Source organism: Bacteroides fragilis NCTC 9343, from assembly GCF_000025985.1.
GTDB classification, from domain to species: Bacteria; Bacteroidota; Bacteroidia; order Bacteroidales; family Bacteroidaceae; genus Bacteroides; species Bacteroides fragilis.
This window is the reverse complement of the sequence record NC_003228.3, coordinates 319,693-342,011: the sequence shown is the minus strand read 5'-3', so window position 1 is coordinate 342,011 and position 22,319 is coordinate 319,693. Positions and strand designations below refer to the sequence as shown.

Here is a 22,319-nt window from a genome sequence, read left to right as displayed (position 1 = left end):
ACTATAAAAGAGGGCTTACACGTCCGAAAACTGAATTAGATTCCATGAGTAAAAGAAAGCTTACCACCAAATTTGAAGAAGAACCATTTTGTTTTTCTCTATTAATTAGTTGGAAATGGTGCGATCTTTACTTCGTCCTGTATACCCGGGCCCATGAGTCCGGGTGCCTGTGCCCATGAATCCACGTACTCGGGCACGGCAGCCCGGGTACGCGGGACAAGATAAAGATTACGGAATAAGACGTAATATACAGGTATCCATACCATTAGAAGTAGGTAGCATACTGATGTTTACTCCCTTATTTGTGCCGGATAACAGGTGCTTTTGCTTGCAACGACGGTGTATCACCCTCTACAACAGGCCACCCTTTTTTCCAGTTTACACGGTCGAGCATCAACACTCTTCCTTCAGGATTGGCCACACTGACAGCGTGATAAAACACCCAATCCGCTCCTTTATCATCTGTTACGATCTCCGAGTTGTGCCCGGGACCCACGAATGCTTCATTTTTATCAATCAGCACTTCATGATGATTCTCCAGCATCGATTCCCCTTTTTTATCTACATAAGGGCCAAATAAGTATTTCGACCGCCCCACCACTGTGGTATACGTACTCTTTAATCCTTCACAGCAACGACCGATAGAGGCAAACAAATAGTAATAGCCTCCCCGTTTGTGAATATAAGTTCCTTCATAGGCTGTGCCTGCCACCTGCTGTGGTTTCATTCCTTCTTTCAGGGAGAGCCCGTCATCACTTAGTTCTGCTCCATAAATGCCATGAAAACTTCCCCAAAAAAGGTATTTCTTACCACCATCTTCTATATAGAAAGGATCGATACAATTCTGAATCCCTATTTCATTACTCCGGAACAGTTTTCCATGATCGGTAAAAGGTCCCTCAGGTTTATCTGCCGTAGCCACACCAATCCCGCAGGTCCACTCTCCACCCCAAACAGACATGGAGTAATACATCACATACCGATCACCGATTTTATTTATATCCGGTGCCCAAAGATTTCCTTTCGGCTCAAATGTAGGGCGGGTTTCATTGGTAAAAGCCGTACCCACAAAGCTCCAGTTTACCATATCTTTCGATCGGTGAATAGGAAGATTTCTGATATTTTCCGTTGCGTACAGGTAATAATAACCATCATCTGCCTTGATAACCGTAGGGTCGGGAAGGCTGTAATTAATAACGGGGTTGGAATACTGCTGTGCAATGGAAGGAACACAGAAAGAAAAAACAGTAAAAAGGGAAAATAAAAAGAATTTCATATCATTACAATAAAAAGATTACCTTATTTAAAGCTTTTAAAATGTAGGCAAAATAAGGGGAGTATCTCATTTATATTAATTTATTTTTAAAATACAGTCATATTTACAAACCATTATTATCTCTTAAGGAACCCACTTTAAGTCATACATTCTTGTTTCATATCGTTTAGTACCACTACTAGAACTTTCCCCATTATAATCAGCTTCAATCAAAAAACTTTCGGTCGTAGCTTCAAACTCAAAAGTGGAACTATCATCCATAAAGAAGTTTTCCGTATAAACAGGTAAGCCATTTGCACGATGGTCTATTCTAACATGTGAGCCCCGAATAACTGAAACTCTAATTGTTTTATTATTGATCAATTCTACTGATTGAATAATACCACTACCAGCGCCAGTAAGCAAAACTAATTGATAACCACTAAATTCCGTTTGCTCAATGCTAGAAACAATAGCCTCTACTTCTTCATTTTTCGATGTATTTGCCATTATATCTGTCATACTTGCAAATATTAATATTCCAATAAAATAACTTTTGTTCATAATACAATTATTTTAAGAGTTAATAAAAAGTTTATTTAAACAGAAAGGGTGCCAGGAAACCCGACACCCTCCCCACATTAAACATTGATATGAATTATTTCAGTCGGATTACTTTAGAGTAAATACCCTGATCAGAGCCTTTAGGCCAGATGCAAATACGACCGAACAATGTGCCTCTTTTCAAAGCAGTTTGGAACATACTATTATCCGTATAGTCTCTTGTGGCAAAAGTGTATAATTTACCTGTTTCATCGTAAGCATCCAAATTATCAGTTTCATCATAACGGTCTACATTATGTTCTGCATCATTCACAAACTGAGTAGTACTTAACATGAAAAATACCCGGTCAATTCCTCCACCTGCAACTTTTTCTACTTTAAAAGATGCATTTACCTTATTACCTTCTAAGGTCATCTGTGCATCTCTTACCAGATAATAAGGAGTAACTTCAACATCCTGCACTGTATTGCCAGCAACAGTTACATTGATAGTATCACGCCCTTCAGAAGTCCAAGGGCCATTTCCACTCTTTGTTATCATCTGATATTCACCATCAAACAAATTAGCAGAATACATACCATCTTGATTAACATACACATTAATAGGATCGTGTTTAGCATAACCATGTTGATAAAGCTGTAATTGTACAGCTTCATTGCCACGAAGTTGCAATGCTTCACCATTATACATCACACGACCTGTCAACATTGACTCAGGAGCGTCATAGTTGTCTTTCATACAACTGGTAAACATCATCGCTCCTAACAGCAATACTGAAAAAATCTTTGATATTGTTTTCATTGTCTCTTCTAATTTTAGATTATTGATACGGGTTTTTAACCAATTTCGGATTATTATTAATCCAACCATTGTCGATTTCTGAATAATACTGAACATCAGTACACTTCAGCGGTTTACGCCATAAATCTAATGTCTGCATATTCTTTTCTACAAATACCCATTTACCATTATTAGCATCCCCATCTGCAACTACACGGTAAGGCCATAAGCCAAGACGCTGTGCTGTACGATCATTTTCATTTCCAGTCCAAATATTATCAGCTTCCATCCAACGTTTCAAATCCCACCAACGATGACCTTCAAATGCAAATTCCACTTGATACTCATGCATAATTTTCTGGTGATCGATAGAAGTTAGAGACTGAATACCAGCACGTTCACGAACGGCATTGATATATTTCAGAGCTTCTACATCACTGTTATTACGACTCAATTCCCAAGAAGCCTCAGCAGCAATCAAGTAAGCTTCCGAAATGCGGAAATATACATTCCACATAGCTGATTTTGTACCTTGAGTACCGGCCAAAGGAGTTTTATCCAGATATTTACGAACGAAAAATCCTGTACGGTTAATTTCACGTTCATTACCTCCGAACGGACCATTATTGGCAGTAATCAATCGTCCTTGGGCATCCGTTTCATTTCTACGACCTGTTCTTTCTACCCATTGACCATTTACTTTGTTCAGTTGTCCAGCCTGTAATTCTATTAATTTTCCATCAAAAGTGGAGCCCGGTAAAAGAACTGTAGCCGCCAAACGTGGATCACGGTCTGCAAACAAATCCATCGGATCATCAAAGAATTTAGGATCATCTAATGTACCTATATCGAACTTTGCAGCTTTACCACGTTCTGATTCCGTTGCATCTGTTGATTCATAAGCCTCAACCAAATTCAATAATACAGACATTCTATCACTGCCAGTATCCTGTTCGATACTTTTAGGTAAGCAATTCTTTGTAAATTCATGACCATAGCCAGGAGTAGCATAGTCTCGTGTCCAAATAACTTCAGTATTACCACTTTTCTCACAAACTGCTTTAAAGAAGTTATCAGCCAAAGCTTCTGAAGTTTTATCAGCAGCTAACATCAATCTATATGGAGAAGCCGTACCATCTGCAGCTCCTTCGATAACCTCCTTTGCAGCAGCTAAAGCTGTACGATAATAGCCTTCTGCTTTATCTGCGGGTATACCTACTTCACCACCAGCAGTCCTCAATTGAGGATGTTCGGCCACCGTATTGTATGTAGCTAATGACGCTGCCGTAATTGCTGCACGTGCTTCCAACATTTTTGCTACCCAATAGTTTGCACGAGAATTATTTTTATTAGTCTGCTTACTCATCATAGCAGCCGCTTCCTGACACTCCTTAATAATGTAGTCATAAGTTTCAGCTTCAGTAGAGCGGGGAACCTGAATTGTAGTAATATCCATACCACCGGTATAGTCAAATACATCATCTCCTACAATTGGAATACCACCTAACCCACGGGCAATACAAAAATAAGTCCAAGCACGAATATAGCGAACTTCACCTTCATAAAGTCTCTTAGTCTCCTCATCTACAGCAGTAGATCCTTTAATGCCCTGTAAGAATTGATTCAAATTACGAATCAATGTATAGTCATAAGGACGCCATTTATTTCTGTCAATATTCTCCTCACTATTGTTATCATAATGAATAGCCTCATCCAGCATAAAATAATCTTCTACTGCTTCATTACGTTGTCCAAAAGTGATACGGCCATAAAAGTTAGCCAGAACAGATTTCACCAACGCCGGGTCAGCATACACCTGATCTTGTGTCATAATGTCGTTTGGCTTCGTATCCAGAAAGCCATTACAGCTACTCAACGATAATACTCCTGCAGCAGCAAGAGCCATTAAAAAATATCTGTTTTTCATTGTTTACTTAAAATTTGAGATTAATACCTAAGTTAACCACACGCATCGTCGGATAGTCCAAACCATTTGAATCGATGCACTCCGGATCCATAAAAGGTATATTACTGATAGAGAACAGGTTGGTTCCAGACACATATAAACGCAAATTACTGATACCAGCTTTCGCAACAATCCGTTTGGGCAAAGTATAACCAAACTCCAGATTACGCAGCTTAATATATTTCACATTATGCAGCCAGAATGTACTCTTATCATAAGCACTTGTTTCTTCATTATTCAAACGAATTAACGGATATTTTCCGGGAATCAACTGGCTGTCTGCATCCCAGATATCTGCCAGATGCCAAGCATCTTTAAATACCTCTTCCGGACTGTTACCATCATTCTGGAACGGACGAGCCGTTTCATATTGCTGTTGCCATGATGTCATACCCGAACCCGTCCAGTCCATTGCCAAATCAAAACCTTTCCAGCTTGCCGACAAATTAATACCAAAGTTGAGTGTAGGAGTACTATCACTACGGTAACCGATTGGACGCTCATCCATATAGTTTATTACACCATCACCGTTGACATCCTTATACATAATATCACCCGGAACAACTGTCTTGTTTCCTTTTCTATCGTTATCTATCGGATAAGTAGCAATCTGTTCCCAACTTGTAAAACGGCCAACAGCTTCATATCCCCAATTTACATAACCAACACGATGCCAAATACTGTTACGATAAACATCCCAAGAGTTGCTATGACGTGTATCATATTGTTCCCAATCCCAGAAACGTGAATAAGTCATATTAGCACCAACGCTATAATTGAAATCACTAACATGATCGGTCCAGTTTACCATTGCATCAAAACCAACATGTTTGTCCGATCTCAAATTTTCTTTTGGTAAAGAGAAACCTGCTTCATTTGGAATCAACACGTCATAACGAGATTCAGGAATTCCATCGCGAATACGCTGGAAGAAGTCTACCTGAGCATTCAAACGGTTATTAAAGAAGCCCATATCTACACCAATATCCAGGATCTTAGATTCCATCCATGATAAAGTTTTATTAGGTAAACCACGAGTCTCAGTTCCAACAACCCAATCGCCATCCAATACAGCACCACCGTTATTGTATTTATAACCAGGCAGGTAATCGAATGCAGCATAATCACTCACATTATCATCTCCAACCACACCGTATGAACCACGTATCTTCAAATTAGAAAACACGTTGGCAATCTTACTTTCTTTCCAGAAATTTTCTTCAGAGATTCTCCATCCCAAAGAGGCAGAAGGGAAGAATCCCCAACGATTTTCCGGTTTAAATTTCCAAGAACCATCCCAACGACCAATTAATTCGATCAGATAACGATCAGCAAAACTATAATTGATACGTCCTAACCATCCCATACGAGCTTCCGTATTGTTACCAGTATCATTATACTCCACAATCTCCTTAAAACGAATCAGATCCATACCGTTGGCAACCGGAACTGAATGTACCCATGATTTGGGGCGCTTACGTTGTGTAGCCTCAAAAGAAGCAACAGCATTGATAGAATGATTACCGAACCTACGATCAAAGTTCAACTGGAAATTAGCAAATTGATCCTCTACCTTCTCACGATTACGTTCGCGATAAGGATTATCCATAGCAGCCGTTTCATAATACTCACCCGTTTTTTCATTGTATCCATACAATTTGAATGTGTATTCCTGATTATCCAGTTCATTGTAAGCATAATAATAGCCCAACATACCTTTAGCCTTCAATCCTTTCAGGATTTCATATTCAGCAGTTGTTTGCATTTGAAGGACACGCCATACATCAGATACTTTACCACTGGTATCATAATTTAAAAGAGCAAAGTTTGTTTCTTTCTGGTCAGAGACAAGTTGTGGGTATAAAGGATTGTCGTTGGCATACGGACGCTTTGTAGGCTGATTCTTCATTGTTGCAAAACGAGGCAACCATGTATCATCCGCACCCGGAACACCCGGATGGTGACGATCTTCAATACGTCCATTCATCGTAGCACCAATCTTGAAACGATCAGAAATATTCATATCAATATTCATCTGGGCATTTGTACGTCTGAATCCACCGTAACCACGTACAGTCGCTTCTTGATCGATATGAGAAACTGCTACATAATAATTAGCCTTATCGGTACCTCCTGAAAGATTCGCACTAATATATGATTGAGGAGCAGTAATCCAAATATAGTCGCTCCAATCAAAACCCTGGTAGTTTTTCTCAGTACCGGCCATCCATTTTGCATATTCCTCTTTGTTGTACCTGCGATCATTGTCCGCCTTTTTAGCCCAAGTTTCTGCAGAGACATAAGCGTTCACATAATCTTTAGTCTTAGCTGGCTGAACATAACGTGAATTATGCTGCCAACCATAGTAAGCATTAATAGATACGGAATTCTTCGAATTACGCTGTCCTTTCTTTGATGTAACCACTACTACACCATTGGCAGCGCGCACACCATAAATTGCAGCAGAGGCATCTTTCAATATAGAGATAGATTCTATATCGTTAAAGTCCATGTTATTAAACTGTCCATCATCAGATACAACACCGTCAATTACATACAATGGAGCACCCATATTACGTATCTGTAGTTGTGTAGAAGCACCCGGACGTCCATCATTCTGACGGGTATTGATACCTGCTATTTTACCAACCAATGCACCTGATGCTGTTGTTGCATTGGAACGTTCAATGTCAGTAGAAGCAATTGCAGCAACGGCACCCGTCAGTGTTGCCTTTTTCTGTGACATACCGAAACCGGTAATAACGACTTCATCGAGTACTTTTGTGTCTTCCTTTAGAATAACTTTAACTGTGTTTGATGCGCCTACGTTTACTTTTTGTGTTGTGTAACCAATAAATGAGATTTCAAGTGTAGCTTTAGGGCCGACACTCAGCGAGAATTCACCGTTCATATCGGTGATGGTACCAGTTGTACTCCCCGGCTCTTTTACGTTAGCACCAATTACCGCTTCGCCATTGGCGTCGATAACTATACCCTTTACGGTCCGTTGTTGTTGAACGGAGTTCACTGCCAATACAGTTTCTGTTGCCGGGTTTTCGGCGCTAGCGAAACTGTAGGCACTTGGCAAAAGCGAAAAGGCAGCCATACAAAGTGGTATGCGCCACATTCTGCTACGACTTGCGAGCCAAAACATTTGTTCTTTTTTACGCATAGTACATAAATTTAAAAAACAGGTTCTATAAATCTTTAATGTATAAAAGCATCGTTATGGAAATAATCCTCGGAATATAAGACGGGATGTATTTCATAGTATAGCTTTTACGGTTTCGAAACATTGCAAAGGAAAGTTATTTTTAACTAATAAGACGATAATTTCCGTTCAATAAACAACAAAATCTGTTCTTTTCAACATTTCAATCCCCCTCACAGAGCTCTAAAAGCACATCTGAACAGATTCTGCTATTTATTGAACAGTATTTTTCATCTCCTTTCTGCGAATTTGGTCACCTTTGTATAATTCCTCATTTATTAATTAAATAATGTATTAAGCAAACATGAAATTACACATTGCTATGCTGGCAGCTACCCTGCTGTTGTCCGGAGGAGCCTCGTACGCTCAAGGGAACAAACAGGAGAAAAAGGCGAAAGCCTACATGGTGGCAGATGCCCATCTGGACACTCAGTGGAACTGGGATGTACAGACTACCATTAAAGAGTATGTATGGAACACGATCAACCAGAACCTGTTTCTGCTGAAAAAGTATCCGAACTATGTATTCAACTTTGAAGGCGGAGTGAAATATGCCTGGATGAAGGAGTACTATCCTGCACAATACGAAGAAATGAAAAAGTACATCGGGGAAGGCCGCTGGCACATTTCCGGAAGTAGCTGGGATGCAACGGACGCTCTGGTACCTTCGACTGAATCGTTCATCCGCAATATTATGCTGGGACAACAGTATTACAGACAAGAATTCGGAGTGGAAAGCACGGACATCTTCCTGCCCGACTGTTTCGGATTTGGTTGGACACTGCCTACTATCGCTTCGCACTGCGGCCTGATTGGTTTCTCTTCACAAAAGCTGGACTGGCGTGTGCATCCGTTCTATGGTAAGAGCAAGCATCCGTTTACAATCGGCTTGTGGAAAGGAATAGATGGATCGTCTATCATGCTGGCACATGGATATGATTATGGCAGAAGATGGAACGACGAAGACCTTTCAGAAAACGAACAACTGAAAGAACTGGCAGGCCGTACACCACTTAATACAGTATACAGATATTACGGTACAGGCGATATCGGCGGATCACCGACACTGGCCTCTGTCCGTTCAGTGGAAAAAGGACTTCGCGGAAACGGTCCGGTAGAAATTGTCAGTGCAACCAGCGACCAGCTTTACAAAGATTACCTTCCTTATAAGAATCATCCGGAATTACCGGTATTCGACGGTGAACTGTTGATGGATGTTCACGGTACAGGATGCTACACCTCACAGGCTGCCATGAAATTGTACAACCGCCAGAACGAATTACTGGGAGATGCGGCCGAAAGAGCTGCCGTAACTGCCGAATGGCTGAATCAGGCCAAATATCCGGGAAGCACCATCAATGAAGCATGGAAACGCTTCATTTATCATCAGTTCCACGATGACCTGACAGGAACCAGTATACCGCGTGCCTATGAATTTTCATGGAACGATGAACTAATCTCACTGAAACAGTTCTCCAATGTACTGACTTCTTCCATTCATGGTATCGGCAGGGAATTGGATACACGGGTCAGCGGTATTCCGGTAATCCTTTATAATGCACTCGGATTTGCGGTTACAGATATTGCGGAAATAGAACTTGACCTTCCAAAAGCCCCCAAAGGGATAACGGTGTACGATGAAAAGGGCAAAAAAGTATCGGCTCAGCTCATTTCTTATACCGACGGAAAAGCACGCATCCTGGTAGAAGCAACAGTTCCGGCTACAGGATATGTGGTATATGACATACGCACATCAGGAACCGGTGCAAGCAACGTCTCGACGAACGTCAATACCTTGGAAAACTCTCTGTACAAGATTACATTGGATAAAAATGGAGATATCGTCTCTCTGACTGACAAAAAGAACGGCAAAGAGCTGGTGAAAGCCGGGAAAGCAATCCGCCTGGCACTCTTCACTCAGAACAAGTCATACAATTGGCCGGCATGGGAAGTGTTGAAAGAGACAACCGACCGTACTCCGGTTTCGATTACGGATGACGTGAAAATAACTTTGGTTGAAGACGGAACTTTACGTAAATCGCTTTGTGTCGAGAAACGTCACGGAGAATCTGTCTTCCGTCAATACATACGTCTGTATGAAGGTAGCCGTGCAGAACGCATCGACTTCTATAACGAAATAGACTGGCAATCGACCAACGCATTGTTAAAAGCCGAATTCCCGCTCAATCTTGAAAACGAAAAGGCTACGTACGACTTGGGTATCGGCAGCATACAACGTGGCAACAATACCGAAACAGCTTACGAAGTATATGCACAATATTGGGCCGACCTGACCGATCGTGACGGAAGTTATGGTGTATCGGTGATGAACGACAGCAAATATGGATGGGACAAGCCGGATAACCATACGATCCGCCTCACCCTGCTCCACACACCGGAAACACGCGGAGGTTACGCATATCAGGATCATCAGGATCTCGGTCATCATACCTTCACCTACAGCCTGATACCGCATCAGGGAGCCTTGGATAAACCTGCCACTGTAGAGAAAGCCGAAAAGCTGAACCAGCAACTGAAAGCCTTCCGTACGGAAAAGCACAAAGGAAATGTCGGAAAATCGTTCTCGTTTGTCGCTTCGGACAACCGCAATGTATTGATCAAGGCACTGAAGAAAGCGGAAGAAACCGATGAGTATGTAGTACGCGTATACGAAACCGAAGGCCGGAAAGCACAGAGCGCCACACTGACCTTTGCAGGGGAAATCATCAGTGCCAGCGAAGCCAACGGTACAGAAAAGACAATCGGCAATGCAACTTTCGAAGGAAACAAGTTGCAGGTAAACATCACTCCTTATTCTGTAAGAACTTACAAAGTACGCCTCAAACCATCGGGACGTGAGGCGTCTCCGATCGAATATGCCGCTTTACCGCTTGACTACGACCGCAAATGTGCTTCTTATAATGAATTCCGTGGAGAAGGCGACTTCGAATCGGGCTATTCTTTTGCAGCCGAACTTCTGCCGGACTCACTGATAGCCGGTCAGATCACTTTCCGCTTGGGAGAAAAAGAGATTGCGAACGGAATGACTTGTGAAGGTGATACCTTGCAACTGCCTGCGGGAAACAAATACAACCGTCTCTATATCCTCGCCGCCTCTACCGAAGGAGACAATCAGGCCGACTTCCGCATTGGCAAGCAGACCGCTTCATTCGTTGTACCTTCTTATACCGGCTTCATCGGCCAATGGGGACATAAAGGACACACCGAAGGATACCTGAAAGATGCTGAGATTGCCTATGTAGGTACACACCGCCATGCATCCAACGGTGATCAGCCTTATGAATTCACTTATATGTTCAAATTTGGTATGGATATTCCGAAGGGAGCTACCAGCGTAATCTTGCCCCGAAATGAGAAAGTGGTTTTGTTTGCTGCTACTCTGGTTGCCGAAAATGAACCGGCTACAACCGTTGCCGGCACTCTTTTCCGCACCAATAACGTAGGTAATGCAGCTACTGCCGGAAATGATGAAGAAGCAGTACGCGAAAATATCCTGAAAAGAGCTAAAATCATTGCTTGCTCCGGATATACCAACGACGAAGAAAAACCGGACTTCCTGCTGGATGGTAAAACGGATACAAAGTGGTGTGACGTTTCGCAGACTCCGAACTACGTAGACTTCGATCTGGGTGAAGCACAAAACATCAGTGGTTGGAAGATGGTGAACGCCGGACAGGAAAGTCACTCATACATTACCAATGGTTGCTTCCTGCAAGGTAAAATGAACCCGGGCGATGAATGGACGACTCTGGATGCTATCGACGGTAACCATGCAAATGTCGTTTCACGTCCGCTGAACTATGACGGAAAAGTACGTTACATCCGTCTGCTTGTGACTCGTCCTACACAGAGCACCGGAGGCAGAGATACACGTATCTACGAACTGGAAGTTTATAAATAAACAGAAAACTGTAAATTCAATGACAATAGTGGCTGATAGTTGGAATACTGTCAGTCACTATTATCTTTTTTCACTACCTTTGTTCATTATGAAAATACATTCAGCATTAACTATTCTTTGTCTGTTATGCACCATCCATTGCGCAGCAGCCCCACAAAAAGCCGTAAGCGATACTCTTTTGTCAGCCCGGTTCAACCGGTATGCCCGTGAAAATCCGATAGAGAAATTATATCTGCATCAAGACCGTACCAACTATTATGCCGGAGAAACCATTTGGTTTAAAGTGTATCAAACACTCTCTTCCTCAGCAACCGAAGCCAGCAGGATTGTATACATAGATCTGTCAAATAGTAAAGGAGAAATTGTAAAACAAGTCAAGTATCCTTTGGCAGACGGAGCAGCCTCCGGTAGCCTTTCGATCCCGGAACATCTACACGCCGGCCATTATCAACTTCGTGCCTATACCCGATGGATGCAGAATTTTGATCCGGAGTTTTTCTTCCATCGTGAACTAACGATTTATGGAAATTCAGAAAAAGACAACATTCCCCAGCAGACAACAAAATTTAAACTGAGATTCTTCCCGGAAGGAGGAAATCTAATCAATGGACTCACCTCCCGAATAGCATTCGAAGTAGTGGATGCCAATACCGGAAAAGGGGTTCAAACAGAAGGGGTCATACTGAATGCCCATGGAGACAGTATCCGTAAATTTGCTACCAGTCACTTGGGCAAAGGAAGTTTCTTTTTCATCCCACAGAAAAAAGAAAAATACATTGCCCGTCTGGCAGGAGATAACACAGACTTTAAAATACCTTCGATAAGCGAGCAGGGGTTTGTGATGACTGTTAAACACCTGAAAGAAGCATTACGTATCTTATTGACTCAAAATATTGGCCCTTCAACCAAAAACTCGGTTTATTCACTTATCCTCCATCAAGAAGGACGGTTGATTGCCGTACTACCCGTCGATGGTTCGCAACCGCGTACACTTTTCGATTTGCCTTTAGATAAACTTCCTACGGGCGTCTTCACACTAACCCTGATCGATGAAGACTATCATGCCTATTGTGAAAGGCTGGTATTTACTCACTTTCCCGAAACACTCAACCTAAAACTTTCATCTACTATTTCGGTACAAGAAGGACATCGAAAAATGTCGGTGAATATCCGTAGTACTGATAAGAAAGGAATTCCCCAACCGGGTTCTTTCTCGCTGGCAGTTGCACAAACTTTTTTAGAGCAACCAACGATCCGTGACAACTTCAGTACCTACTTATTTCTTAGTAGCAACCTGAAAGGGCAAACGGAACAACCATTAAGCTACTGGAATCCGGAAGATACTGAAAGCCTGTCTAAAATAGAACTGCTATTGCTGACACAAGGATGGCGACGCTACTCACTTGAAGTTTTCAACCAGCCCGACAATCTCCCCCGATATCCTATGGAACAATCTCTCATCCTATCAGGAAAAGTGGAAAATATAAATAAACAGAAGGCTAAATCTGTTGAACTTCAGGCTATCCTACGTCAAGATTCACTCAAACAATTTATTACCTGTCCGTTGGATGGACAAAAACGTTTCAGCCTATCGGGAATCTCTTTTGAAGGAACAAAGGAAGTCATGCTCTCAGCCACCGACAAGAATGGGAAAACCTATCCGATCAAACTTGATGATTCCATTCCGGTTCCATCGGTGAAATATATGCCTTCTCCTTTTGCACCTGATAGTTCTTTTCATGTACAATGGGATATTACCAAGTCCTACATCCCCCAAAAGGAGATTGACAAACAGCTATTCGAATTAGGAGAAGTGAAAGTAACCGCACGAAAAAAAGATCCGATTGAAAAGCGGCGTCCTTATAGTGAAGGATTCGTGAAAACAAGTACTCAAGTGAAAGCAAGCAACAGTTTTGGAGATGTCCGTCAATTACTGAGAACAGTGCCCGGCATCACCATGGTTCCTAATCCGGATAAAACAAAGAGTAACTTACAGTATGCCCACATCAACGGACTTCCCGGAGGAACAGTAGCTGCCTTGGTACTGGATGGGTATATTGCCAAAGATCCTGAAGTTGTATATAGCATGGAGGCATCCAGAATCGAACGGGTAGAAGTCCTGCAACAGACGTCCACTCAGTTTGGAGGATTTAGCAGTTATGGAGGCACTATCGTATTATATAGCCGTCCGATACAAGGAGAAGTTATAGCAACGAATAATAAAATCTGCCAGTGGATAGGTTATAACCAGACAAAAGAATTTTATACTCCTACTCTTTCCGATCATTCATTCTTCGAACATTCGGAACAAAGAAATACACTGTACTGGAATCCTACAGTAAAAACCGACAAGGAAGGTAGAGCACAAGTATCCTTCTTTCTAAACGATCAGGAGAACGGAGAATACGTGATTCATTGTGAAGGCTACTCGGAAGAGGGATTGATTGGTACGGACTTCCGGGTTACAGAGGTGCCGGAACACCCTTGACAGCCACTTCATGCTTAAACCGACACCAACTTAAGTAGAACAGACAGGCAACATAACATCTCTTGGAAAGAAAAAAGGGTTGTATCCAAGCAAAACAAGCTTTTGATACAACCCTTGATAATAAACCCTAATTATATACCGGTTCTTATTACTTCTGCATTTTATCCATTAATACCTTCATCCAATAACCACCGATCACGGAACGTGCCTTGAAGCCGACAAACTTACCGCTATCGGTATGATGCCAGTCGCTCAGCGGAACACGTGATACGGTTTCATTAGCATACTTATATACCGGAGAAATAAATTTCTCGAAAGTAGCCTTATCAGAAGACATGGCAGCAGTCCACATAATCCAGTCGGATTTAGTATATTCCTTGCGGGAATCCAACGGAAGTCCATAAGGGTTTTGCAGTTTGGTCTGATAATAAGAAATTTCTTTCTCAATCACATTATTGGGGAAAAGGTTCAGATTCCACATCTTGTCCCAAACCATATTGTACTTCTGGCTCCAGGTATTCTCACGGTCGAATGCCAGACGATAATGATCACCCTCACGAGCCATTTGTTCCCATTTGGTAGCCATTGCTTTGGCTTTGGCAGCATATCGGTCGGCTACATCATCCATACCGAGCATACGGGCCATTTCACTGTAGGCAGCTACACCCATGATCGCTTTTACCGAAAGGTTGGCGTTATGTGCCCAGTGTCCGGCAAAGTCATCAGTACAGAGTTGGTTCTCGGGATCTTGTCCGTATTCCGCCAGATAATCAGTCCAAATGGTCAGTAAATCCCAATACTTCTTAGCATAGTCGGCGTTACCTTCTACCTTGGCAATAGCAGCAGCCAGGACTACCATATTTCCACCTTCTTCAATCGGCATGTCACCACCGTATACCTGTCCGTTAGCAATAGGATAAGTTCCCAGGTCGTGAGCCGGGAAAGGCTTGTTCCAACGTCCGCTGGCACTATATTCAAAGATACTGGTCATCATGCCTTTCTGCAATTCGGGGTTATAAGCCAGGAAGAGCGGAGCAGACGGATAAGTCAGGTCGACAGTATTGATACAACCGTTACTATTGTTCTCTTTAGAGAAGAAGAGCAAGTTACCATCCGCATCCTTGAACAGCTTATGGGCGGCAATCACCTGACGGTAAGCCAATGCACACAGTTCAGAGTATTCTTTGCCACCTGCTTTTTCTGCATCGTTCAGAATCATTTCGTCGTAAGCACGGCAACGTTCCATGACAGACGCATAGTTTGCTTTGGCACGCTCAAAGGCATCGAAGATGCTTACCTTACCATCATGCTTCCAGTAGGCCATGCGAGGTTGATAGAAGTATTCGATAGCATAAATATCATCGTAACCCAACATCAGGAAGCCGGATTTGCCATCGGTACCTACTTTACCCAGATCGTCAGTATAGGCCATAGCCGGCATCTGGTCGGCACGACGGGTCACGCACTCGGCTTGTGTAGGCAACAAAGAACCCTTGGTAACAAACTCGTTCTTCATGCCATAATAGTTACCCAGGCTAACAGCTGTATTGGCACCTATATTTCCTGCCAGATAAGCATATCCCCAATCAATACAGATACCGTCTCCTTTTCGTGCAAGGATAGGCTGGTCGATAGTCCCTGCCTGTACATAATTGATACCGTTACGGCGGATCACTTTCGAACGGGTAGGTTGCGTCAGTTCATTAATGGCAAGCTGCGGAGTGGTCTCCACATACATCTGCACATCATGTTGCTTTTTGTCCAGCGAACGAACGCGATAAGAAATATAATTAACGGGAGTAGACAACAAATCGAGGTCGTCCATCATCAAAGGTGCGGTAAACACCAGGTCCAGTTCCACCGGACCGCAAGTAAACGTGTAGTAAGTTTGTGTGGGGAGTACGCTTACCGATTTCTGGACGGCTGCCGTCTCAAAACCTGTCGTCTGTTTGTTCAGGCGATAAAGGCCGAAATCTACATAAGCACCTCCTGTTGTGTTGTGACAGTGTGCGGCAAGTACGTTTTTTCCTTTTTGCAGCTTCTTCTTGGCTGCATCCGATAGTTCGAGTAATACGTCGTTGTTCCATGAATAGTCTGTAGCAACCAGCTTTTCACCATTCAGGTAGAGTTCGAATACATCGTCGTGCGAATATTTCAGATAGATGGTTTCTCCGTTCATATCATCGTTAATCTGGAAATCGCGGCGAACCCAGATGTCCGGAGTAGTCCAGCGAGTATGGACACGAGGCATATCGGGAGTACCGAAAGCACCTTGTCCCTCTTTCCATCCGGCAGCATTGAACGAAAGGGCGTTCCATCCCGCAGCCGGCTCATCGAAAGTATAACTCCCCTGCCAGGTATCGGTATCGGTCATGGGTACAAGGGTTTCAAGATTCAATTTATCTTTCCCCATAAAGCGGTAAGTCTTCCCGTCTACACGGATAGCACCCAACAAAGGATGTTCCGTTCCGGTCCAGTGCATAGTGCTGCTTTCGTTCAGCGCATCTGTGGGCGACCAGATGGACAGATAGGGGTCGGAAGTGATGAGAGGCACCGCCGGCGCACGCAAAGCAACATTTCTACTTGCCTTATACAGGTCGGCTGCCTGCGCATTGCACAGCATACCGACTGCTAAAGCCATTGTGAATAGTTTTTTCATTATTTTATTTATTAGTATGTTTCAATCTAAATAGTATCCTTCAACAATCTTTACCTTAATCAAAAACCTGTGTACCTATCGACACCCTACTCTAATCACTTATTTAAAGAATTGCATATCTTTGTATTGATAGCTTTCACCTGAGCTTCATTCACCTTAATCACTTTACGGTCGTATGTCATCAGTCCGTTCACCTCCATTTCTACATCCGTAGTCTGTGTATAGACAGCAGCTGAGAAACCTCTTGAAATCAACCGATACAGTTCATTGCCGTATTCAACGTATTGTTTGGTTACTTCTTCGGGTGAATTAAACTTCACGTATCCCCAGTTGTGGTTCGGTTCCCAAAGATGTTCATTCAGTGCCAGGCCGATGCCGCCATATTCACCTAACACGGTAGCACGTCCGGCATCGTAGAAGTCAAGTGACGGATTGGGATAATGATGCAAGTCAAGAATATCACCGCAAGGGAAGTGATTACCGCCACTTGCCGGGTTCACCAAGCGTGAAGGATCATACTTCTTTGTCCATGTCGCGATATCTTCAGTCTTGAACTGTCCCCAACGCTCGTTAAACGGAACCCATACACCGATACAAGGATAGTTGTACAGATAATCCATGATTTCCTTCCACTCTTTGCGATAGATCTGTTCCGACTCCTCGCTACGATTCAGTTCATTGCCGGTGAAGTAGTTGTACATCTGCCACTCCGGTTCACGGTCGCCGTTCGGCATATCCTGCCATACGATGATACCCAGTTTATCACAGTGCGTATACCAACGTGCCGGTTCCACCTTCACGTGTTTACGGATCATGTTAAATCCGAAGTCTTTGGTTTTCTGAATATCATAAACCAACGCTTCGTCTGTCGGAGCTGTATACAGTCCGTCGGGCCACCATCCTTGATCGAGAGGACCGAACTGGAACACATCTTCATTGTTCAGCTGCAAACGTACAATTCCGTCCTTGTCACGGCGGGTAGAGTATTTGCGCATAGCTGTATAGCTATCTACTTTATCGGTCACTTTACCATTGCTCAACAGGGCAATCTGCATAGAATAAAGAGTCGGAGAAGCAGGACTCCACAGTTTGGCATCAGCAGGCATCTGAATGTCAATAGTCTGGCCGTTCAATCCTTTTCCGGTAGCAACCAGCTGTTTACCATCGAAAACCTTTACCTCGACAACTTCCGAAGGACAGCTGGTACTGGTAGTAACGTCCACTGTGAGTTTCTTACGGTCGATGTCCGAAGTCGTACGAACATTAGTAATATGACGTTCGGCCACAGGCTCCATCCAGACAGTTTGCCAGATACCGGTAACAGCCGTATACCAGATGCCTTCCGGACGGTTTACCTGTTTGCCACGAGGCTGAGGTCCGCGATCTGTCGGGTCCCATACCTTCACAACAAGTTTATTGTCTCCTTTAGTAGCCAAAGCAGCCGTAATATCGAGTGAAAAAGGAGTAAATCCTCCGGTGTGTTGTCCCACCTTAATGTCATTGACCCAAATATCAGCTTTCCAGTCTACAGCACCGAAGTTCAGCATCACTTTTTTACCTTTCCAGGAAGCGGGTACTGTGAAAGTACGCTGATACCAGAGTTCTTTGTCGGGGCCGACTTTCTTACCAACACCCGAAAGGCTGGACTCTATGGCAAAAGGAACCAGAATCTGACCTTCGTAAGCTGAAGGAGCAGCTCCTTTCTCGGTGATGGCATAATTCCACAAACCATTCAGGTTCTTCCACTCTCCCCGTTCCATCACCGGACGTGGATACTCGGGCAATACATTTTCAGGATTCACCTGCTCAGCCCACTTTGTCTTGATTTTGTCTCCTGCCGGTTTCCATTGTGCAAAAGCGGAAGTAGCTATCGACGCTGTCAGAACTGCAATTAAAATGCTCTTTTTCATTGTCTTCAAATTATGTTTAACCTATTAATGATGCAATACGATCCCCGGGACAGGTAGGCGGCTACCTGTCAGACTAAGGAAAAAATGTTCTAAATGACTATTTTATTTCAAAAGAGTACCCGAAGGTTTTGGCAAGGCAACCCCTGCACGAACCGGAATCCCTAAATCGGGCATTCCATGGGCATCCCATCCTATTTTTTGTATTCGCGGATTACGGGTTTCAGGACTCCCGGTGTCTCCATTGGTCACCTGACGGGCATGGTAAATCATATACCATTCAGTCCCATCGGGCGAGGGAACAAAGGAGAGTCCACCCGGACCATAAACTTCATTCTCCAACGATTGCTGAAATACCGGAACCGAACTCTTTGTCCAGGAAGCCGGATCTAACAAATCACTCTCGGCATCGGCAGTCAACATCCCGACACAGTAATAGGGTGACCACGAACCGCTGGCAGCGTAATATAGAATCAACGTCTTATTATCTTTCGAATGGAAGAACTGAGGCCCTTCATTCACATAAATGGGGTAAGCCGTACGGCTGCCATCCGGATTGACCCACTGCCGTTCCCATTCATACTCGGGTTTGGATATCAGGACACGGGGTGAATCGAGTGTCCACGGATCTTTCATCCTGGCAATATAGATACATTGAGTTTCGGCATTGGTTCTCCTTTTGGACCATCCGGACCAGGCCAGATAGCGGACTCCCTTATGTTCGAAAGTGGTGGCCTGTATCCCCCAATTCCATTCGGGATTGGTTATGATACTTCCTTTCATTTCGAACTTTCCCTCCATCGGGTCGGGTGAAGAGTTTTCAAGTACGTACAACTGGTGATTATCCGTATTGCCGTCGTCGGCTGCATAATATATATACCATTTATCATTGATATAGTGAATCTCCGGTGCCCAGAGATGACAACTGTTGGATGGATCCTGAGGCTTCCACACTATCTTGCAAACCGCATGAGCCATATCAGTGATATCGGACGTTTCCCAAAGCATGATCTTATCTTCCGTTCCATGGGTATAATAATACTTACCATTATGGAAAAGAGCACTCGGATCGGCCCCTTCCGGAAACAAAGGATTTACATATGTATCCTTTGCCGCACTTACCGACTCCTGTTTCTGTCCGCCGCTCTTGTTGCCACAACCGGCGCAGAAGAATAAGGTAGTAATAAATAGCAGGTAGATCTTTGTTTTCATAGCTTTCTGTTATTAAGATGCTACAAAGAAAAAACATTTTCGTTGAATAAAGGGATAAATACTGCTCAATAAACAAAAGAATCTGTTCTTTTTATACTTCTAATATTCACATAACCCGCATTTCGCATCGTATTGGTCAGTAATTGCTATTTATTGAATAGTTTGTGTCGCACATTTCATACAGAATTCACAAACTTTGTAGCATGATATCAGATGAAGCTACTGATTTGTATTGAAATAACCCCTAAATAATAACCATAAGTAAAAACACCCAAACATGAAAAAGATGAAAAGTCTGAAAGGAGGCTTGGCCGGAATCCTATTTACAGCCGGATTACTGGCAGCATCGTGTACTTCCGATCAATCATCGTCGGCAGTAACCATCGTGAACCGCCCCGACTGTACACAAACCAACGTAAACTATGTAGGAAACCGCTTGCCACTGAAACCGATGAATTTCATTAAACTGCCCGTCGGAAGTATTCAGCCCGAAGGATGGTTGAAGAAATATCTCGAATTACAGAAAGACGGTCTGACCGGTCACCTGAATGAGATCAGTGCATGGCTGGGCAAAGAGAATAATGCCTGGCTGACCAAAGGAGGAGATCACGGATGGGAAGAAGTCCCCTATTGGCTGAAAGGATACGGAAACCTGGCTTATATATTAAAGGATCAGAAAATGATTGATGAAGCTAAAGTATGGCTCGAAGGAGCATTCGCCAGCCAACAGCCCGACGGATACTTTGGTCCCATCAACGAGCGGAACGGAAAAAGAGAATTATGGGCACAGATGATTATGCTCTGGTGTCTGCAATCCTATTATGAATATTCAAATGACCAACGGGTAATCGACCTGATGACCAATTACTTTAAATGGCAGTTAAGTGTACCGGACGAACAATTCCTGGAGGACTATTGGGAAAACAGCCGTGGCGGAGATAACCTGTTAAGCGTATATTGGCTTTATAACCGCACAGGAGATCAATTCTTACTGGAACTGGCTGAGAAGATACACCGGAACACAGCAGATTGGACCCGCCCGTCGGCACTGCCGAACTGGCACAATGTAAACATCGCACAATGTTTCCGCGAACCGGCTACCTATTATATGATGACAGGAGATTCAGCCATGCTGAAAGCATCTTATAATGTACACAATCTGATACGCCGTACTTTCGGACAAGTACCGGGCGGTATGTTCGGTGCCGACGAAAATGCCCGCATGGGTTCTATCGACCCACGTCAGGGAGTAGAGACCTGCGGATTGGTAGAACAGATGGCTTCCGATGAATTGATGCTTTGTATGACGGGCGATCCGCTTTGGGCAGAACACTGCGAAGAAGTGGCTTTCAACAGTTATCCGGCTGCCGTGATGCCGGATTTCAAAGGATTACGTTACATCACTTGCCCTAACCAGACGGTCAGCGACTCAAAGAATCATCATCCGGGCATCGACAACCGGGGACCTTTCCTGGCAATGAACCCGTTCAGCAGCCGTTGCTGCCAGCATAACCACGCACAGGGATGGCCTTATTATGCCGAGCATCTGATTCTGGCTACTCCGGATAATGGTGTAGCGGCCGCCATGTATGCCGCCTGCAAAGCAACGGTGAAAGTGGGTGACGGAAACGAAATAACCCTTCACGAGCAGACGAATTATCCTTTCGAGGAAACCATCCGGTTTACGGTAAATACTCCGAAAGCTGTAAGTTTCCCGTTCTATCTGAGAATCCCTTCATGGACAGAGGGTGCAACTATCTTTGTTAACGGCAAAAAAGTAGCGGCTAACCCCGAAGCCGGACAATATGCCTGCATCAATCGCGAATGGAAAGACAATGACCAAGTAGAGATTCAACTGCCGATGCAACTTTCGATGCGTACATGGCAAGTGAACAAAAACAGTGTAAGCGTAGACTACGGTCCGTTGACAATGTCACTGAAAATTGACGAAGATTATGTGAAAAAGGACAGCCGCGCTACGGCTATCGGTGACTCTAAATGGCAGGAAGGCGCTGACGCCAGCCAATGGCCGACATACGAGATCTATGCAAAAACTCCTTGGAACTACGCATTGGTACTCGGTAAGAACGAACCTTTGAAAGACTTTAAAGTAGTACACAAAGAATGGCCGGCTGACAACTTCCCGTTCACGGTCGCAAGTACACCTATCGAGGTAAAAGCTATCGGACGCAAGGTTCCTTCATGGGTTATCGATCAATACGACTTGTGTAGCGAACTTCCTGAAATGGACGCTCCGAAAGGGGAAAAAGAAGAAATCACCCTGATTCCGATGGGAGCAGCCAGACTGCGGGTTTCGGCTTTCCCGAACACAAGAGAATAAAAGATACCCGGTG

General features: G+C 43.6%; 11 protein-coding genes. 3 read left to right on the top strand and 8 right to left on the bottom strand.

Annotation, left to right across the window (positions count from 1 at the left end):
• Positions 1-298 precede the first annotated feature (298 nt).
• From BF9343_RS01360 to BF9343_RS01340, 5 genes are all read right to left on the bottom strand, one after another.
• Positions 299-1,276, bottom strand: coding sequence for a family 43 glycosylhydrolase (locus tag BF9343_RS01360; RefSeq protein ID WP_010991975.1), 978 nt, complete (start codon positions 1,274-1,276; stop codon positions 299-301).
• Between the two features lie 123 nt (positions 1,277-1,399).
• A complete protein-coding gene (locus tag BF9343_RS01355; RefSeq protein WP_010991974.1) occupies positions 1,400-1,819 on the bottom strand; it encodes a hypothetical protein in 420 nt (139 codons plus the stop codon).
• A 94-nt stretch (positions 1,820-1,913) separates the two neighbouring features.
• A complete protein-coding gene (locus tag BF9343_RS01350) occupies positions 1,914-2,621 on the bottom strand; it encodes a DUF3823 domain-containing protein (protein WP_010991973.1) in 708 nt (235 codons plus the stop codon).
• A gap of 19 nt (positions 2,622-2,640) precedes the next feature.
• Positions 2,641-4,527, bottom strand: coding sequence for a RagB/SusD family nutrient uptake outer membrane protein (locus BF9343_RS01345; protein WP_010991972.1), 1,887 nt, complete (start codon positions 4,525-4,527; stop codon positions 2,641-2,643).
• Positions 4,528-4,534: 7 nt separating this feature from the next.
• Complete coding sequence (locus BF9343_RS01340) at positions 4,535-7,738, bottom strand: SusC/RagA family TonB-linked outer membrane protein (protein WP_010991971.1); 3,204 nt, start codon at positions 7,736-7,738, stop codon at positions 4,535-4,537.
• 343 nt (positions 7,739-8,081) lie between these two features.
• Here BF9343_RS01340 and BF9343_RS01335 point away from each other — a divergent pair, with 343 nt between their 5' ends.
• Together BF9343_RS01335 and BF9343_RS01330 are read left to right on the top strand one after the other, a co-directional pair.
• On the top strand, positions 8,082-11,699 hold the full coding sequence (locus BF9343_RS01335) for a glycoside hydrolase family 38 N-terminal domain-containing protein (protein WP_010991970.1): 3,618 nt from the start codon (positions 8,082-8,084) through the stop codon (positions 11,697-11,699).
• A 19-nt stretch (positions 11,700-11,718) separates the two neighbouring features.
• Positions 11,719-14,187 carry a TonB-dependent receptor plug domain-containing protein gene (locus BF9343_RS01330; protein WP_010991969.1) on the top strand — a complete coding sequence of 823 codons (2,469 nt, stop codon included), beginning with the start codon at positions 11,719-11,721 and terminating at the stop codon, positions 14,185-14,187.
• Positions 14,188-14,335: 148 nt separating this feature from the next.
• On the opposite strand, the gene BF9343_RS01325 is transcribed toward BF9343_RS01330, so the two are convergent.
• The 3 genes from BF9343_RS01325 to BF9343_RS01315 form a co-directional block, all read right to left on the bottom strand.
• Complete coding sequence (locus BF9343_RS01325) at positions 14,336-16,846, bottom strand: glutaminase domain-containing protein (RefSeq protein ID WP_010991968.1); 2,511 nt, start codon at positions 16,844-16,846, stop codon at positions 14,336-14,338.
• A gap of 95 nt (positions 16,847-16,941) precedes the next feature.
• A complete protein-coding gene (locus tag BF9343_RS01320; RefSeq protein WP_005784059.1) occupies positions 16,942-18,756 on the bottom strand; it encodes a glycoside hydrolase family 2 protein in 1,815 nt (604 codons plus the stop codon).
• A gap of 102 nt (positions 18,757-18,858) precedes the next feature.
• Positions 18,859-19,965 (bottom strand): glycoside hydrolase family 43 protein, encoded by a 1,107-nt coding sequence (locus BF9343_RS01315; protein ID WP_010991967.1) that lies wholly within the window; start codon positions 19,963-19,965, stop codon positions 18,859-18,861.
• A 277-nt stretch (positions 19,966-20,242) separates the two neighbouring features.
• Between BF9343_RS01315 and BF9343_RS01310 the strand changes: the two genes are divergently transcribed.
• Positions 20,243-22,306: a beta-L-arabinofuranosidase domain-containing protein gene (locus tag BF9343_RS01310; protein ID WP_005801853.1), complete on the top strand. Its 2,064-nt coding sequence runs from the start codon at positions 20,243-20,245 to the stop codon at positions 22,304-22,306.
• The last annotated feature ends 13 nt before the right edge of the window (positions 22,307-22,319 follow it).

Bases quoted from the DNA above. Each gene is read 5' to 3' on its own strand.
- BF9343_RS01355 (WP_010991974.1), bottom strand. From the start codon at position 1,819: ATGAACAAAAGTTATTTTATTGGAATATTAATATTTGCAAGTATGACA.
- BF9343_RS01360 (WP_010991975.1), bottom strand. From the start codon at position 1,276: ATGAAATTCTTTTTATTTTCCCTTTTTACTGTTTTTTCTTTCTGTGTT.
- BF9343_RS01335 (WP_010991970.1), top strand. From the start codon at position 8,082: ATGAAATTACACATTGCTATGCTGGCAGCTACCCTGCTGTTGTCCGGA.
- BF9343_RS01340 (WP_010991971.1), bottom strand. From the start codon at position 7,738: ATGCGTAAAAAAGAACAAATGTTTTGGCTCGCAAGTCGTAGCAGAATG.
- BF9343_RS01330 (WP_010991969.1), top strand. From the start codon at position 11,719: ATGACAATAGTGGCTGATAGTTGGAATACTGTCAGTCACTATTATCTT.
- BF9343_RS01320 (WP_005784059.1), bottom strand. From the start codon at position 18,756: ATGAAAAAGAGCATTTTAATTGCAGTTCTGACAGCGTCGATAGCTACT.
- BF9343_RS01325 (WP_010991968.1), bottom strand. From the start codon at position 16,846: ATGAAAAAACTATTCACAATGGCTTTAGCAGTCGGTATGCTGTGCAAT.
- BF9343_RS01345 (WP_010991972.1), bottom strand. From the start codon at position 4,527: ATGAAAAACAGATATTTTTTAATGGCTCTTGCTGCTGCAGGAGTATTA.
- BF9343_RS01350 (WP_010991973.1), bottom strand. From the start codon at position 2,621: ATGAAAACAATATCAAAGATTTTTTCAGTATTGCTGTTAGGAGCGATG.
- BF9343_RS01315 (WP_010991967.1), bottom strand. From the start codon at position 19,965: ATGAAAACAAAGATCTACCTGCTATTTATTACTACCTTATTCTTCTGC.
- BF9343_RS01310 (WP_005801853.1), top strand. From the start codon at position 20,243: ATGAAAAAGATGAAAAGTCTGAAAGGAGGCTTGGCCGGAATCCTATTT.